17 protein-coding genes are annotated in these 16,724 nt (G+C 52.6%); 16 read left to right on the top strand and 1 reads right to left on the bottom strand.

Annotated features, from left to right (window positions below; translation table 11 throughout):
• Positions 1–8: 8 nt before the first annotated feature.
• The 14 genes from cobJ to ODZ53_RS10835 are packed head-to-tail and all read left to right on the top strand — an operon-like array spanning position 9 to position 14,512.
• Positions 9–1,766, top strand: coding sequence for a precorrin-3B C(17)-methyltransferase (cobJ, locus tag ODZ53_RS10770; protein ID WP_372676922.1), 1,758 nt, complete (start codon positions 9–11; stop codon positions 1,764–1,766).
• 35 nt (positions 1,767–1,801) lie between these two features.
• Positions 1,802–2,746, top strand: a complete 945-nt coding sequence (locus ODZ53_RS10775) for a sirohydrochlorin chelatase (protein ID WP_372676923.1) — start codon at positions 1,802–1,804, stop codon at positions 2,744–2,746.
• Positions 2,747–2,758: 12 nt separating this feature from the next.
• Positions 2,759–3,532, top strand: coding sequence for a precorrin-6A reductase (cobK, locus tag ODZ53_RS10780; RefSeq protein ID WP_012684975.1), 774 nt, complete (start codon positions 2,759–2,761; stop codon positions 3,530–3,532).
• A gap of 2 nt (positions 3,533–3,534) precedes the next feature.
• Complete coding sequence (locus ODZ53_RS10785; RefSeq protein WP_012684976.1) at positions 3,535–4,185, top strand: precorrin-8X methylmutase; 651 nt, start codon at positions 3,535–3,537, stop codon at positions 4,183–4,185.
• Between the two features lie 4 nt (positions 4,186–4,189).
• Positions 4,190–5,326 carry a cobalt-precorrin-5B (C(1))-methyltransferase gene (locus ODZ53_RS10790; RefSeq protein ID WP_372677405.1) on the top strand — a complete coding sequence of 379 codons (1,137 nt, stop codon included), beginning with the start codon at positions 4,190–4,192 and terminating at the stop codon, positions 5,324–5,326.
• A complete protein-coding gene (gene cbiE / locus ODZ53_RS10795) occupies positions 5,289–6,518 on the top strand; it encodes a precorrin-6y C5,15-methyltransferase (decarboxylating) subunit CbiE (protein WP_372676924.1) in 1,230 nt (409 codons plus the stop codon). The genes ODZ53_RS10790 and cbiE overlap by 38 nt, the downstream gene beginning before the upstream one ends.
• Positions 6,515–7,225: a precorrin-2 C(20)-methyltransferase gene (gene cobI, locus ODZ53_RS10800; RefSeq protein ID WP_016741771.1), complete on the top strand. Its 711-nt coding sequence runs from the start codon at positions 6,515–6,517 to the stop codon at positions 7,223–7,225. The genes cbiE and cobI overlap by 4 nt, the downstream gene beginning before the upstream one ends.
• Positions 7,225–8,004, top strand: coding sequence for a precorrin-4 C(11)-methyltransferase (cobM, locus tag ODZ53_RS10805; RefSeq protein WP_087344448.1), 780 nt, complete (start codon positions 7,225–7,227; stop codon positions 8,002–8,004). Before cobI ends, cobM begins: the two co-directional genes overlap by 1 nt.
• Positions 8,004–9,149, top strand: a complete 1,146-nt coding sequence (locus ODZ53_RS10810; protein WP_372676925.1) for a cobalt-precorrin 5A hydrolase — start codon at positions 8,004–8,006, stop codon at positions 9,147–9,149. The genes cobM and ODZ53_RS10810 overlap by 1 nt, the downstream gene beginning before the upstream one ends.
• Complete coding sequence (locus ODZ53_RS10815) at positions 9,146–10,522, top strand: cobyrinic acid a,c-diamide synthase CobB (protein ID WP_372676926.1); 1,377 nt, start codon at positions 9,146–9,148, stop codon at positions 10,520–10,522. Before ODZ53_RS10810 ends, ODZ53_RS10815 begins: the two co-directional genes overlap by 4 nt.
• On the top strand, positions 10,515–12,056 hold the full coding sequence (locus ODZ53_RS10820) for a cobyric acid synthase (protein WP_372676927.1): 1,542 nt from the start codon (positions 10,515–10,517) through the stop codon (positions 12,054–12,056). The genes ODZ53_RS10815 and ODZ53_RS10820 overlap by 8 nt, the downstream gene beginning before the upstream one ends.
• The gene (gene cobT, locus ODZ53_RS10825; protein WP_372676928.1) at positions 12,031–13,071 is read left to right on the top strand and encodes a nicotinate-nucleotide--dimethylbenzimidazole phosphoribosyltransferase; all 1,041 of its coding nucleotides are present in this window, start codon (positions 12,031–12,033) and stop codon (positions 13,069–13,071) included. The genes ODZ53_RS10820 and cobT overlap by 26 nt, the downstream gene beginning before the upstream one ends.
• On the top strand, positions 13,068–13,853 hold the full coding sequence (gene cobA / locus ODZ53_RS10830) for a uroporphyrinogen-III C-methyltransferase (protein WP_372676929.1): 786 nt from the start codon (positions 13,068–13,070) through the stop codon (positions 13,851–13,853). Before cobT ends, cobA begins: the two co-directional genes overlap by 4 nt.
• 23 nt (positions 13,854–13,876) lie before the next feature.
• Entirely contained in the window at positions 13,877–14,512 is a 636-nt protein-coding gene (locus tag ODZ53_RS10835) for a precorrin-2 dehydrogenase/sirohydrochlorin ferrochelatase family protein (RefSeq protein ID WP_372676930.1), read from the top strand.
• Positions 14,513–14,566: 54 nt separating this feature from the next.
• Here the strand turns inward: ODZ53_RS10835 and ODZ53_RS10840 are convergent, their stop codons facing one another.
• Positions 14,567–15,346 carry a GNAT family N-acetyltransferase gene (locus ODZ53_RS10840; protein ID WP_372676931.1) on the bottom strand — a complete coding sequence of 260 codons (780 nt, stop codon included), beginning with the start codon at positions 15,344–15,346 and terminating at the stop codon, positions 14,567–14,569.
• A gap of 90 nt (positions 15,347–15,436) precedes the next feature.
• Here ODZ53_RS10840 and ODZ53_RS10845 point away from each other — a divergent pair, with 90 nt between their 5' ends.
• Positions 15,437–16,132: a hypothetical protein gene (locus ODZ53_RS10845; protein ID WP_372676932.1), complete on the top strand. Its 696-nt coding sequence runs from the start codon at positions 15,437–15,439 to the stop codon at positions 16,130–16,132.
• Complete coding sequence (locus ODZ53_RS10850; RefSeq protein ID WP_372676933.1) at positions 16,116–16,676, top strand: peroxiredoxin family protein; 561 nt, start codon at positions 16,116–16,118, stop codon at positions 16,674–16,676. The genes ODZ53_RS10845 and ODZ53_RS10850 overlap by 17 nt, the downstream gene beginning before the upstream one ends.
• Positions 16,677–16,724 lie beyond the last annotated feature (48 nt).

Raw genomic sequence — 16,724 nt, forward strand, 5'->3', positions numbered from 1 at the left:
GGGGCCTTATGAGCGGCAAGTTGTTTGTGATCGGGTTTGGTCCAGGGAGTTTTGAGCATATCACCAAGCGGGCGCGGGAAGCCCTGCAAGAGTCCGATGTCATTATCGGTTATTCCACCTACGTAGATTTGATCCGTGGACTTTTGACGAATCAGCAAATCGTCAGCACAGGGATGACGGAAGAAGTGGCCCGTGCACGGGAAGCTGTACGTCAGGCGGAAGAGGAAGGCAAAAAGGTAGCGGTCATTTCCAGTGGAGACTCAGGTGTTTACGGGATGGCAGGTCTCGTATACGAGGTGTTGGTGGAAAAAGGCTGGACAGAAGCTACCGGCGTACCCATCGAAATCGTACCGGGCATCTCGGCGATCAATTCCTGTGGGGCGATCCTCGGTGCACCTATCATGCACGACGCATGCACGATCAGTTTGAGTGATCACTTGACGCCGTGGGAACTGATTGCCAAACGGATTGACGCAGCAGGGATGGCTGACTTTGTGATCGCGTTGTACAACCCGCGCAGCGGACGACGCACACGCCAGATTGTCGAAGCACAACGCATTCTTTTGCAGTACCGCTCACCAGATACGCCGGTCGGTATCGTGAAAAGTGCATATCGCGAACGCGAAACGGTTGTCGTGACGACCCTGGCCCAAATGCTGGAGCATGATATCGGCATGTTGACCACTGTGATTATCGGAAATACATCGACGTTTGTATACGACGGCAAAATGATTACGCCGCGCGGTTATCAGCGCAAATACACGCTGTCTGCCGATGAGCAGCCACTGAAGCCACATCAGCGTCTGCGTGTAGAAAATGAGCCTTGGTCGCTCGAGGCCTCCGAGGAGAGCCTCGCGTCAGCTCCGGCAACACCAGCAACACCGAACACAGAAAGACCAGTAGCCATTACCGAGGATAGAGTACCTGCTACAGAACCAGCAAATCGTGTACCAACAAGCACGGCAGTACTGGAAGCACCGCCTGTAACAGAAGAAGCCGCACCAAAAGCTCCTTTCGCATGGGCCATGGAGGCATTGACGGCTATCAATGCGGCGAAAGGCACTGAAACCACGCCAGCTGTAGGTCAAGTCAATCGTCCGGTGTCTACCTTTACGCCAGAGATGATTTTTGAATGCGCGGTAAGTCCGGGTGTTGCCAACAAAAAAATCACGCCGCTGCAAATGATGGCGATTGCCGAGGTGGCAGGAGAAAAAGGCGAGATCGAATACACTCCACACCACCAAATGATTTTGCGCGTGCCCACTGCCAACCCAGAGAGCATCACTAGCCGTTTGCGAGAGCTTGGATTGATTCTCAGCCCGATCGGTGACGTTTTGCAGGTAAAAGCGTGTGATTTCTGCGACGGCGAGAAAAAAGACAGCATCCCTTATGCCGAGGAGCTGCACCAAAAGCTTGGTGGAAAAGAAATGCCGAAAGAACTGAAGATCGGCTTCAACGGCTGCGGGATGGCATGCTATGGCGCGGTTCAAGAGGATATTGGGATCGTATTCCGCAAAGGAAAGTTCGATTTATTCCTGGGAGCCAAAACGGTGGGACGCAATGCACACTCCGGTATTCCGGTAGCAGAAGGTATCGAAAAAGAAGAGATTGTTCCACTCGTGGAGCGAATCGTGAACCGATTCAAAAAAGACGCATTTCCGAACGAGAGGTTCCACAAGTTTTTCCAACGTGTAGGTGAGCTGGAGGGCTTTGCATGGTACGAGCCAGCCAAAGCTGAAATCGAGAATGCTGCATGCGGAGATTAATGCAAGAACACCACTAAAAACGAGGGGGACATAAAATGGACGCAGTATTATTTGTAGGTCATGGAAGCAAAGACCCGGAAGGCAATGAAGAGATTCGCCAGTTTGTGGCTACGCTAACACCGGACTTGGATGTACCGATTATCGAGACGTGCTTTCTGGAGTTTGCCCGTCCTGATATGCTGCAAGGCTTGAATACATGCGTGGCTCGGGGAGCAACCCGCGTGGCGGTGATTCCAATCATCCTGTTCTCTGCCGGACATGCGAAAATTCATATTCCAGCTGCCATCGACGAGGCGAAGGAGCTGCACCCACACGTTCAGTTCATCTACGGACGCCCGATCGGCATTCACGACGAAGTCATCAATATTTTGACCGCTCGCATGGAAGAGGCAGGCTTTGCCTCCGGGGAAGACAACGATGACCTGGCTGTACTTGTAATCGGACGCGGCAGCAGCGATGCAGATGCCAATAGCGATATTTACAAAATGTCCCGACTGTTCTGGGAGCGCTACAAAGCCAAGTGGGTAGAGACCGCCTTCATGGGCGTGACATATCCCTTGTACGACGAGGGCGTTGAGCGTTGCTTGAAGCTGGGTGCGAAGCGCATCGTACTCTTGCCGTACTTCTTGTTCACGGGTGTGTTGATCAAACGGATGAGCGACCAGCTCGAGAAGTTCCGTGAGCAATATCCAGAAGCCGAGTTCGAAATGGCCGAGTATTTTGGCTTCCATCCGTTGTTGAAAGAAGTGCTCAAGGATCGTGTGGTGGAAGCGTTGCATGGTGAAGTGAAGCTGAACTGTGATACCTGTCAGTACAGGCTAGCCGCCATGGAGCACATCGACCATCACCATCACCACCACGATGACGAGCATGGACATCACCACCACCATGGTCACCATCATCATCACGACCATGACCATGACCACGACCACGATCATAACCACAAGCATGATCACAAGCACGACCACGTTACCAAGTAGGAGGAAGACAGCATGATTCTGGTACTGGCTGGAACGAGCGACGCGCGCGAGTTGGCTTTGCAAATCAAGGACAAGGGCTACGATCTGTTAACGACAGTTGTCACCGACAATGCTGCGAAAAGTATGGAGGAAGCGGGTGTGCCCGTTCAGGTCGGACGCCTGACTGCTGACGATATTCAGCAGCTGATCCAAGACAGAGCCGTCCAATGCGTAGTCGACGCGAGTCACCCCTTCGCAGAGGAAGCCTCCAAGAACGCCATGGCAGGTGCGCAAGGAGCGGGAGTCCCCTACATTCGCTACGAGCGGGAAAGCCTCTCCTCACCGGGCAGTGAAAAGCTGATTGTAGTAGAAGACTACGTCCAGGCGGCTGAACTGGCGGCTGAAAAGCGCGGCGTCATCATGCTGACGACGGGCAGCAAGACGCTGAAAACGTTCACGGATCGGCTGTTGGGCCTGCCGGACACGACGCTGGTAGCCCGCATGCTGCCGCGTCTTGACAATATGCAGAAATGCGAAGAGCTCGGTGTCGAGCAAAAAAACATCGTCGCGATGCAAGGTCCTTTTTCCAAGGAGCTGAACAAAGCGCTCTACGAGCATTATGGTGTCACGCTAATGATCACCAAGGAGAGCGGCAAGGTAGGCGCTTTTGATGAAAAGGTGGAAGCGGCACTGGAAATGGGCATCGAAACAATCGTCATCGGTCGTCCAAAGATCGATTATGGAACGAAGTTTTCGGATTTCGAAAGCGTATTGACTCAACTCAAACAAGTGACTGGAGGAAACTAACCATGGATTTCAAAACGGAATTTAAACCGATGACCGTACAACCGCAAGAGATTGAGGACTTGAGCTTTCAAATCATTACAGATGAGCTGGGCGAGCATTCCTTTACAGAAGAACAATATCCAGTAGTACAACGCGTCATCCACGCATCCGCAGACTTCGATCTTGGACGCAGCCTTGTTTTCCACCCGGACGCAGTAAAATCGGGAATCGAAGCGATCCGCAGCGGCAAAATCGTCGTAGCAGATGTACAGATGGTGCAAGTCGGCATCAGCAAAAACCGCATTGAAAAATTCGGCGGAGAAGTAAAGGTGTACATCTCTGACCGCGATGTGATGGAAGAAGCGAAGCGTCTGAATACAACACGTGCGATCATTTCCATGCGCAAAGCGATCAAGGAAGCAGATGGCGGGATCTTTTGCATCGGAAACGCACCTACGGCACTCCTGGAGCTGATCCGCATGGTGAAGGAAGGCGAAGCAAAGCCAGGTTTGGTGATCGGGATGCCAGTTGGTTTCGTATCCGCGGCAGAATCCAAGGAAGAGCTGGCGAAGCTCGATATCCCATTCATCACAAACATGGGACGTAAAGGCGGAAGCCCAGTAACGGTAGCAGCTTTGAATGCCATTTCAATTATGGCGGAACGGTTGGGCTAAGCAGATGGCAGCCAAAGCAGCAACGGACGAGAAAGAGGCAAAACCCCTCCGCCACGGATATACGACTGGATCATGTGCAACGGCGACGACCAAGGCTGCTTTGATCGCGCTGATTACTCAGGAAGAGCAAAGCCAAGCGACGATTCGCCTGCCAATCGGTGAGGACGTCACCTTTCAGATGGAGAGCTGCGAGTTTTCATTGGAGAAGGCGACCGCAAGCACGATCAAGGATGGGGGAGACGACCCAGACGCGACACACGGTGCCCTAATTCTTTCTACGGTGGAATGGTCGGATGAGCCCGGGATTATTTTGGATGGCGGACTCGGTGTGGGACGGGTGACCAAGCCAGGGTTGCCCGTTCCGATTGGCGAGGCAGCGATCAATCCCGTCCCGCGCAAAATGATCAGGGAAACCGCGCAGGCTGTTCTGGATGAGTACGGGACACAGCGCGGGGTCAAAATCGTCATCTCCGTGCCTGCGGGTGAGGAAATCGCCAAAAAAACCTTGAATGGACGACTCGGCATACTCGGCGGCATCTCCATTTTGGGGACGCGTGGAATCGTGGTGCCGTTTTCCACTTCTGCCTACAAGGCAAGCGTGGCACAAGCGGTCAATGTCGCCAAGGAAGCCGGCTGCGATCATATTGTGTTGTCGACGGGCGGTAAGAGTGAATCCTACGGGGTCGCTACTTATCCAGAGCTGTCGGAAGAAGCATTCGTGGAGATGGGCGATTTCGTCGGCTTTTCACTCAAGCAGTGCAAGAACAAAAAGATGCGCAAAGTGACCTTGGTCGGGATGATGGGCAAGTTTTCCAAGGTAGCGCAGGGCGTCATGATGGTTCATTCCAAAAGCGCACCCGTCGATTTCGGCTTCCTCGCTCAAATGGCAGCAGATGCGGGAGCTTCACAGGAGCGTATTGACGAAATTTTGGGAGCCAACACCGCTTCGCAGGTAGGCGATATGATGGTGGACACGCCAGCCTTTTTCGAGATCATGTGCGAAAACTGCTGTCGCGCTGCACTAAAGGAAGTGGGCGGCGGCATCGAGGTCGAAACCATCATCATCACAATGAAAGGGTCCCTGTTGGGAAGGGTGACGATCAATGACACAGGCTATGAAAGTAATTGGAATCGGGGATGATGGACAGCAGAGCCTGCTGCCGTTGTACCGGAATTGGATAGAGGAAAGTGAACTGTTGGTTGGAGGAGAGCGGCACCTCAGCTTTTTCCCGGAGTATACAGGGGAGAAGCGTGTACTAAAGGGCGGACTGACCGCGATGGTAGAAGAGCTACGCACAGAGACACGCAAGACGGTCATTCTGGCGTCAGGCGACCCGCTCTTTTACGGGATAGGTGGCTTACTTTCCAAAAAGCTGAACGTGGAGATTTACCCGCACCTCAGCTCCATCCAGCTCGCTTTTGCCAAAATGGGCGAATCATGGCAGGATGCGACATTGGCAAGTGTGCACGGACGCAGTATCAAAGGTCTGGCGCAACGGATCGACGGGAAGGATAAGGTCGCTCTTTTGACGGATCGGGAAAACTCGCCAGCAGCAATCGCCCGCTATCTCCTTTCGTTCCAAATGAATGAGTACGATGCGTTCGTGGCGGAGAACCTCGGCAGTGCCGAAGAGCGGACAGGCTGGTATTCCCTTGAGGAAATGGCTGATGGTAGCTTCTCTGATCTGAATGTCGTGATTCTGAAAAAACGTCGTCCAAGCCCGGTGTGGCCGTTTGGAATCGCAGACGAGGAGTTTTCCCAGCGCAAGCCGGACAAGGGACTTATCACGAAAAAAGAAGTGCGCATTTTAAGCATTGCGCAGCTGCAATTGCATGCGAAAAGCATCGTCTGGGACATCGGCACCTGCACAGGCTCTGTCGCCATTGAAGCGGCACGAATTGCGCGTGAGGGTGAAGTGTACGGCGTAGAGAAGAACGTGGACGATCTGGAAAACTGCCGCCAGAACATGGCGAAGTTTCGCACGGATTTGACAGTGATTAACGCACGCGCCCCACACGGCTTGGATGAGTTCCCGGACCCGGATGCCGTATTTATTGGCGGCAGTGGTGGAGAATTGCGCGAGCTGTTGAACATCTGCTGCACACGACTGCGCCCGAATGGCCGGATCGTGGTGAATGCAGCGACCATTGAGACATTGTACGAAGCGACACAAGCATTCGCGCAGGAAGGATTCGAGACATCGGTGACACTGGCGCAGTTATCGCGCAGCAAGCCGATTTTGTCCCTGACGCGCTTTGAAGCATTGAATCCGATCTACATCATTACGGCCTGGGCCAAGCAGGCAGAAGAACAAGGAGGAGACAGCAAGTGACTAAGATCGGAACATTGTACGGGCTGGGAGTAGGTCCCGGCGACCCTGAATTGATTACCGTCAAGGCATTTCGTCTATTACAGCAATCACCAGTAGTTGCGTATCCGAAAAAACGGATGGGCAGCAAAAGCTACGCGCATCAAATCGCAGAGCTGTATGTGCAGACCCCAGACAAGGAAATGCTTGGGCTCGTATTCCCGATGACGCGGGACAAAGAAATTTTGGAACGCGAGTGGAACAACACAGTGGAGATCGTTTGGGAGCGTTTGTCGGAAGGCAAGGATGTTGCTTTTGTAACGGAAGGCGATCCGATGTTTTACAGCACGTTCATCCACATGATGCGCGTCATGCATGAGGAGCACCCGGAAGTACCAATCGTGACCGTACCAGGCGTCTCTTCGTTTCTGGGAGCAGCTTCCCGTTTCAATCTGCCGCTGGCGGACGGGGACGAGCAGATCGGCATCATCCCGGCAACAGAAGACAAGGAAGCCATGCGCAAAGCGCTTGAGAACCACGATACCGTCGTGTTCCTGAAGGTAGCAAAGGTACTGCCAATGATCATTGGCTTGCTGAAAGAAATGGGGCTGGCTGAAAAGGCAGCGGTAGCGACCAAGGTCACTTCCTCCGAGGAAATGGTTTGGACCGATATGCGTGAACTGGAGCGGGCAGAGCTTAGCTATCTTACACTGATGGTGGTGAAAAAATAATGAAACTGTACATAGTGGGAGCGGGTCCCGGCGACCCTGATTTGATTACGGTAAAAGGCTTGAAGCTGCTGCAAAAGGCAGACGTCATTATGTATACCGACTCCCTCGTGAACGAGGACTTGGTAGCAATGAGCAATCCCGATGCAGAGGTACTGCAAAGCTCGGGTATGGCATTGGAAGAAATGGTAGAGCTGTTGGTAGACCGTATTCATAGCGGAAAAACAGTCGTACGTCTGCATACAGGTGATCCGTCCATTTATGGCGCGATCATGGAACAGATTGCCCTATTAAAAGAAAAAGGCATCGAGGTAGAAATCGTTCCAGGTGTGAGCTCAGTATTTGCGGCAGCGGCAGCAGTAGGAGCCGAGCTGACGATTCCTGATCTGACACAGACGATCATCCTCACCCGCGCAGAAGGTCGCACACCGGTGCCTGAAAGAGAAAAGCTGCGTGCGCTCGCTGAGCATCATTGTACGTTGGCTCTGTACCTTAGCGCGACTTTGACGAAAAAAGTAGTCCGTGAGCTGGTCGATGCAGGCTGGAGCGAGGATACACCAGTAGCAGTCGTACAACGTGCAAGCTGGCCGGATCAATTGATCGTTCGGACCACGCTGAAAAATTTGGACGAAGACATGGGCAAAAATGGTATTCGCAAACACGCGATGATTTTGGCTGGCTGGGCATTGGACCCGAACATCCACGACAAGAGCGAGCAATACCGCTCCAAGCTGTACGATAAAACCTTTACACACGGGTTCAGAAAAGGTGTGAAGGAATAATGAAGATCATCGAACTGATCGAGGGAGAAATCCCTGTTATCGAGCAGCGCGGAGACTATGCGATCGTCGCGATCACGAAGCACGGAGTAGAGATGGCGCGCGATCTGGCACAGAAATTCCCTGGGACAGACCTGTACTACATGAGCAAGTTCGAGCGCGGAGATGAGGAAGCGCGCGGCATCCAGCTGTTTTCCAACAGTGTCCGGATGCTGTTTCCCGCTCTCTGGCCTGCTTATAAAGGTTTAATCATCATTATTTCACTGGGTGCGGTTATTCGGATGATCGCACCTTTGCTCGAAGACAAAAAGAAAGACCCGGGTGTCGTCGTCGTCGATGACCGTGGGGAGAATGTCATCAGTGTGCTGTCTGGCCATTTGGGCGGTGCCAATGAGCTGGCTCGCGAGGTAGCGGCAGTCATGGGTGCTCGTCCGATTATCACCACAGCATCTGACGTACAAAAAACGATTCCCGTCGATCTATTCGGTAGACGTTTTGGCTGGGAGTGGGATTCCGCTGAAAAGCTGACCCCTGTCAGTGCTTCTGTCGTAAACGAGGAGCGCGTAGCCGTCATCAATGAATCCGGTGAACGCGACTGGTGGATGCATGACACACCGATGCCACCGTCTATCAAGGAATACGCGACAATCGCTGAGGCACAAGCCGATCAGCCGCAAGCTGCTCTCGTCGTCTCTCATCGTTTGCTCACACCGGAGGAACAATCGATTTTGGACAATGGCGTCCTTTATCGTCCGAAGGTAATCGTGCTCGGGATGGGTTGCAACCGGGGAACCTCCGCAGAGGAGATCGAGGCTGTCATCAAGGAAACGCTGGATGAACTGCAATTTTCGATCAAAAGTGTAAAAGCACTGGCGACCATCGAGCTGAAAAAGGATGAAGCGGGTCTCATCGCCGTTTGCGAAAAATACGGCTGGCCGTTCGCCTGGTATTCGCCTGAAGAGTTGAATCAGGTAGAGATCAGCGATCCATCTGATACCGTCTTCAAGTTCACTGGAGCGTACGGAGTGAGTGAGCCTGCCGCAAAGCTGTACGCTGGCGTGGGCGAACTCGTTTTGACCAAGAAGAAGTCGGGCAACACCACCATTTCGGTCGGATTGATGCCCTATCATGAGGAGGAGCGCGCATGACGGACAGCCGCCGTATTGTGATTGCAGGAACGGGCAGCGGAGCGGGTAAGACAACCGTTACTATCGGACTGATGGCTGCTCTGAAAAGAAAAGGGCATACCGTACAGGGCTTCAAGTGCGGGCCTGATTACATCGATCCTACGTATCATACGGCTGTGACCGGCAGAGCCTCGCGTAATCTGGACAGCTTCATGCTGGAGCACGAGATCGTGAAGGAGATTTTTGTCCGCGGCAGCGAGGGTGCTGACATCTCGATTATCGAGGGTGTCATGGGCATGTACGATGGCAAGGAAGCGACCAGCGATAAAGGCAGCACGGCAGAAATCAGCATCCTGACTGGCTCTCCGGTTCTGTTGGTGGTCAATTGCCAGAGCATGGCGCGCAGTGCAGCTGCGATTGTCAAAGGCTTTCAACTGCTCAATCCACAGGCGAGAATCGTAGGTGTCATCGCGAACAAGGTCGGGAGTGAAGGGCATCACAAAATCGTGAAGGCAGCGATCGAGCAGGAATGCGGGATTCCGGTCGTAGGCTATCTAAAACGGGAGAATGAGCTGGAAATACCGGAACGTCATCTCGGGTTGGTGCCATCTGTCGAGCGTGGAGAGTTGACACCGCTGTTTGAAAAGCTGGCTGACTTGATCGCAGAGACAGTCGATTTGGAGCAAATCTGGGAACTGGCAAAGGCTGAGCCGCTGCAAGTAGAACCTACGCTGTTTGCTCCGCGAGAAGCGTCTGCCAATGTCACCATTGCTGTAGCGAAGGACCCTGCTTTTCATTTTTACTATCCGGAAAATTTGGAGCTGCTCGAAGCATATGGCGCGAAGCTCGCGTTCTTTTCCCCACTGGCCGGTGAGGGAGTGCCTGAGGACGCAGATGGCTTGTACATCGGGGGAGGCTTCCCGGAGGAGTTTGCAGCAGAGCTATCGCAAAATGAAGCGGTGAAACAATCGATCCGATCTGCGATTACAAAAGGCTTGCCTACCTTGGCTGAGTGCGGCGGCTACATGTTTTTGACAGAGGCGATCGTCACAACCGATGGCGGCAGCTATCCAATGGTGGGGCTCATCCCTGGCAAGGTGACCATGCAGAAAAAGCTCGCAGCGCTTGGCTATCGGGAAGTGCGTGGCAAGGAAGGCAATTTCTTGATCGGCACCGAGGAACAGGCAAAAGGGCATGAATTCCATTACTCTACGTATGCTTCGGATCAAGAGCTGCCAGCAGCATATGAGACGAAAGGGCTCCGCGGTACGAAACCGGAGGGCTATGTCCAAGAAAATCTGGTCGCAGGCTATACTCACTTGCATTTCGGCTCCAACCCTGAACTGGTCGAACGTTGGCTGAGCCGTTGCGCGGAGGTGGCCGAGCGTGCCTAAAACCCTCCCGTTGATGGTGCAAGGTACCAGCTCGGATGCAGGAAAAAGTGCGATTGCAACAGCGCTGTGCCGGATTTTTGCCCAAGATGGCTACAAGACAGCTCCGTTCAAATCGCAAAATATGGCCCTGAATTCCTACGTGACGCTGGATGGAAAAGAAATCGGCCGGGCACAGGGCGTTCAGGCAGAGGCAGCAGGAGTTCTGGCGACAACTGACATGAACCCCATTTTGATCAAGCCGACACGAGATTCCGAATCGCAAATTGTCGTTAACGGCGAGCCATACGGCAATATGAAGGCTTTTGCCTATCGGACGGAGTTTTATGACAAGGGCTTGCGGATCATTGAGGAAGCGTATCAACGACTCGCCAGCTCCTACGAGCGGATCGTCATTGAAGGGGCTGGCAGTCCGGCAGAGGTCAATCTGAATGACCGTGAGCTCGTCAATATGCGAGTCGCTCGTCTCACGAATGCGCCCGTCATTTTGGTGGCAGATATCGAGCGAGGGGGAGTGTTTGCCAGCTTGGTCGGTACCCTCCAACTGCTCGAGCCTGAAGATCGGGACCGCGTGATCGGCGTCATCATCAATCGTTTTCGAGGTGATTTGATGCTTTTGCAGCCGGGACTCGACTGGTTCGAGGAATATACGGGCAAGCCTGTTCTTGGTGTCGTGCCATTTATTCCAGACTTGTGGATCGATGCGGAGGACTCGTTGATTTTGCACCGTTATCAAGGTCAACGTGAGACACCGCGGGAGATTGACATTGCGGTTTTGCGCTATCCACGAATTTCCAACTTTACAGATGTGGACCCGTTTTTTGTAGAGCCGGATTGCCGGATGCGCTTTGTGACACGTTTGGAAGAGCTGGGTGAACCTGACCTGATTGTCTTGCCGGGCAGCAAGAACACACTCGAGGATTTGCAATTCTTACGAGAGACAGGTCTTGCCGCGGCGGTCAAAGACCTTCATCATAAAGGGAAGACGTATATCGTCGGTTTGTGCGGCGGTTATCAAATGCTGGGAGAAGCCATTCATGATCCGGCTGGGGTCGAGTCTCCATTACAGCAGCTTGATGGGCTGGGTCTTATCCCGATGATTACGACGATGGAACAGAAGAAAACGACTGTTTTGTCCCGTGGAGAAGCAGTATTTGCGAAGGAAAAGCTGACGGTGGAAGGCTACGAGATTCACATGGGGCAATCCGCTTATTCGCGCAACGATTTTCCTTTTATCCAGATGGAGGGGCGTACGGAGGGCTATTGTCAGGAGGAGCGGCAGTTGATCGGCACGTATTTCCATGGCCTGTTCCACAATGACCACTTCCGCACACTGTTGCTGAATGCCATCCGTGAGCAAAAAGGACTCTCACCCATTACGGATCGCCCATCTTTTGTCGCTCTACGAGAGCAGGGGTACGATCTGTTGGCGGATACTGTTCGTCGCCATGTGAAGTTGGATACGATCGAAGAGTACATGAAGGCTTTTCAAGAAAAAGAGGTGCAGTATAATGTCAGTCATTTATCCGGCGATTGAGCCACGAAATCAGGAAGCAAGTGAGCAAACGAGACAGCATGTGGATCAGTTGACCAAACCGCTTGGCAGCCTTGGTCGCCTGGAGCAATTGGCTATTGAGCTGGCTGGGATGACAGGTGAGACAATGCCTGTTGTAACACCGCCGGGCGTGCTTGTTTTTGCGGCCGATCACGGTGTGGCACGGGAAGGTGTCTCTGCCTATCCGCAGGAAGTGACAGCGCAAATGGTGCTGAATATGGTTCATGGTGGAGCTGGAGTCAACGTCTTCGCCAGACAAATCGGAGCCATTCAAAAAATCGTAGATGTCGGTGTAGCGGTCGAGATCGAAGCACCAGGTGTTTATCATAAGAAAATCAGAGCAGGCTCGGGCAATATGCTGAAAGAAGCTGCGATGACGGCAGACGAAGCGCAGCGCTCTATCGCAGTTGGCCTCGAGATGGCAGAAGCGATGATCGGGGAAGGCGCCAAAGTCCTGATCGTCGGTGAAGTGGGTATTGGCAACACGACAGCTAGTAGCGCGATCCTGTCAGCCTTAACCGGAGCTGATCCTGAGCAAATCGTCGGACGTGGAACAGGGCTGGATGACGCAGGCTGGCAGCGTAAAAAGACAGTTGTTCGCGAAGCACTCGCCTTGCATCGCCCGGATGCGACCAATCCGTTGGACGTTTTGGCAAAAGTCGGCGGACTGGAAATCGGAGCAATGGCTGGGGCGATCATGGGAGCTGCCTCTCGACGTGTCCCTGTGCTGCTGGATGGCTTTATCGCTACGGTAGCGGCTTTGCTTGCTGTTCGAATGGAGCCACTCGTTGCTGATTACTTAATCGCGGGTCACCGTTCTGAGGAGCCGGGGCATGATTTTGTCCTGCAAGCATTAGGCAAGGAGCCGCTGCTCAGCCTGAAATTGCGACTGGGCGAAGGAAGCGGAGCAACATTGGCGTTTCCAATCGTGGAAGCAGCGACACGGATGGTTCGTGAGATGGCGACATTTGCATCAGCAGGAGTAAGTGACCGATGAGCGGCACGGGGAAAGTCTATCTCGTAGGAGCTGGCCCTGGCGATCCAAAGCTGATTACTGTAAAAGGAATGGAATGCCTGCAAAAGGCAGATGTGGTTGTGTATGATCGTCTGGCAAACCCAGCCTTGCTGGAGTACGCGCCACAGATGGCAGAACGCATCTACTGCGGCAAGCTGCCGGATCATCATACGATGAGACAGGAATCGATTAACGAGCTGTTAGCGGAAAAAGCGCTGGAAGGAAAAGTCGTCGTACGGCTAAAAGGCGGAGATCCTTGTGTGTTTGGTCGTGCCGGAGAAGAAGCGCAGCTTTTGGCTGAGCGAGGAATTGCCTTTGAAATCGTCCCGGGAGTAACAGCTGGAATTGCAGCCTCGGCGTATGCGGGTATTCCGGTCACACACCGCGATCACGGCTCGTCATTCGCTGTCGTGACGGGACACTTGCGTGAAGACAAGCCGGAGCTGGCGGTAGAAAAATGGAGTGCTCTCGCGAATGGCATCGATACGGTTGCTTTTTACATGGGAGTCGCCAACCTGCCGTTGATCCGCACCCAATTAATCAAGCACGGACGCGATCCACATACGCCAGTAGCCGTCATCTCGTGGGGAACACTCCCTCAGCAAGCGGTAGTAACGGGTACCTTGGCTGATATTGAGGAGCGTTTGGCCCAAAACAGTCACATCACGAATCCAGCTATCATTCTAGTCGGTGAAGTCGTGAAGATGCGTGAGAAAATCAACTGGTTTGAAGCTACGCTTGGAATCGAGCACGTGCAACAATAGGAAACCGAGGGGAGGGAACGCTGGTGACGCATTATGCCATGATGGTCAATCTACAAAACAAGCGTTGCTTGGTGGTCGGTGGCGGGCAAGTAGCCGAGCGGAAAATTGGCAGTCTGCTTGCTGCTGGTGCGGATGTCACCGTTGTGAGTCCCTCCTGTACGGCAACTATTCTTGAATGGGCACACGCCAAGAAACTGACGGTAGCACTGCGCCCCTTTACCCCACAGGACCTTGAAGAGGCAGTGCTCATCATCGCAGCGACGAGTGATCCCGCCGTCAATCTGGCGGTATACGAAGCGTGTCGTCCGCATCATTGGATCAATATTGTTGATCGCCCAGACCTCTGTTCCTTTACTGTTCCATCTGTCGTTGCACGTGGAGACTTGCAGATTGCGATCTCTACGGGTGGAAACAACCCGGGTCTGGCAAAGAAAATGCGCCGCCAGGTCGAAGAGTGGGTAGGACCGGAATACGAGGACTACACGCTTTTTCTCGGCAGCATGAGAAGACAAATACTCTCGCTGTCTGTGAGCGAAGCGGACAAACGAGCAATCTTGGCAGAGCTTTTGGACGACCGCTTTTTACAATGGACCAAAAATGGCGAAACCGACCGAAGAGATCGGGAAGCCGAAGCACTGCTTACCAAGAGACAAGAGTAGATCAACGCAAAAAATTGGATGGCTCCCACTAAGCGACTTGGTGGGAGCTTTTTTCTAGTTTTTTCGCCACATCATTTCCAAATGCCTCCCGACCTCTTGAAAGCCGAGCTTTCTGTACATTTCCTGTGGCGTATCATCTGCATAGGTGGTCAAGTACATATGGGTGGCGCCGAGCTTTTTGGCATCCTGCATCATGACCCGAATGATTTCCGTACCGAGCCCCCTACGCTGCCAGGCATCCAGTATAAAAAATTCCTCCATACGAACGAGCTCCTTGTAAAGATGCCATTCACATGCGCCGACGGGCTCTTGATCTGCAAAGCACACATACGGGATGATCTCACCGGTTTCATAGACCTCTCTTTTCCGGTTCGCTTTACGGACAGCAAAATCAGGATTGATCATAACCGAATCATAAGCAGTAAGGCAGCGAATGCCTGCTTCCATGACGTCAGTTGAATCTCCTCGTAAAACGGAGCATTGTGGATTCGGCGCCAGTTTATCGGCAACCTCCAGCGGAGCGAGCATGTACAGCATCGTATTCACTTCAAACCCAACCTGGTTCGCGAAAGACACGAACTCTTCTGAAAAAGGTAGCGACGGGTGCAATTCCAGCTTCAAGTGGCCGAGCTGTTGCACTTTGGCACGCCGAAGCTCTTGCTCGATGTAAGCTTGTAACCAGTCCTGCGTGGGCATCGACATGACTTCTGTATAATTATGGCTATACATGTCCGGGACCGATTCATCCCGATATACGCGCACTTGAGGATGCTCGGTTCGCGTAGAAAAAGCAAGGGCATAGCGCTCTTGCAAAGTAAAAATATTCGTGAGCATTCCTTTATTCCCCATTTCCTGATATGGTGATAGTTGTTTGAATACTTGTCTTCCCTAGAGTAAGCCATTTTCCTAAAGGAGGGAACGAAAATGTCGGATGCTTTTCAAATAGGCCCCTTATTGTTGAAAATGAGCATGCTGGCGGTCGTTGTTTCGCTTTCACTCGGCTTTGTGGCTATATCCGCTCAGCTTAAAAATAACAGAGAAATGAAATCAGCCGTTATTGAGCTGTTGAGTCATGCACTGGTTCTAGCATTTCTTGTTTGGAAATTCAGCTACCTCTTGTTTGACTTTTCCAAAGCGGTGGAGAATCCCTCATCCATTCTTTATTTTTCTGGGGGAGAAAACGGAGCCATGCTGGCGGTCGTGGCAGTTGTCGTCTATCTCACCAAGACAGTACGAAAAAAAGCGATTCCTGTTTATTTCGTCGCCTTGGCAATGGCGACAGGTTTTCTTGCTGCAACGGGCGTTTACCAGATGCTCACGGTCGTGTTCGAACAGAGCAGCATGTGGTATCACATACAACAGATCGCCATATGCGCCTTCTTTCTTTGGTGGCTGCAACGGGCAAAGGAAGGACTCATTCATCTGGCGGCTTGGCTTGCACCCGTAATGTGGTTTGCCATTAGCCAAGTCTATGTGCACTTTTTTGTTCCGAATCGAGAAGCTGTGTTTGCAGGACTTTCCAGCGATCAGCTCATGTACTATGCATTCGCTCTCTTGCTGCTTTTTTTGTCCAGACGAGTGAAGCCGATAGGGGGAGCGACCGATGAAGAAGCATCATAATGTTTGGGCGATTGTCGTGCTCTTGGGGCTTTTGGGATGGGGCATTTTCGATTCGGAAATCTTGAACAGGCAGGAGCCCAGCGCGTCAACTGGAGAGCAAGGCAACGGGCAGATTGGAATGGAAAAAGGAAATACCGCTCCGGATTTTGAATGGCAGCAAATAGGTAGCGGTACGGTCAAGCTGTCCGATTTTCGCGGAAAAAAAGTCATTCTCAATCTGTGGGCGACGTGGTGTCCTCCTTGCCGCGCAGAAATCCCGGACATGCAGCGTTACTACGAGGAGAACAAGGAAAAAGGTGTAGTTATTCTCGGGGTCAATCTGACCGATACGGAGACGAGCCCGGAAGTAGTGGCGGATTTCGTGAAATTGTACGGTATCAGCTTTCCGATCTTGCTCGATCCTGATAACAAAGTAGCGAATGTGTCCAAAGCCATTTCGATTCCGACCAGCTACTTCATTGATTCGAACGGCGTGGTCCAGAATAAATACATCGGCCCGATGAGTGAAGAAATCATGGAGAACATGCTGTCTGCGATCCAATAGTAAAACCGACAGCAGGCATATTTGCTGTCGGTAGTCATGTCTCTCTGA

It is taken from the genome of Brevibacillus sp. BD137 (assembly GCF_041644655.1).
Taxonomy (GTDB): Bacteria; Bacillota; Bacilli; order Brevibacillales; family Brevibacillaceae; genus Brevibacillus; species Brevibacillus brevis_D.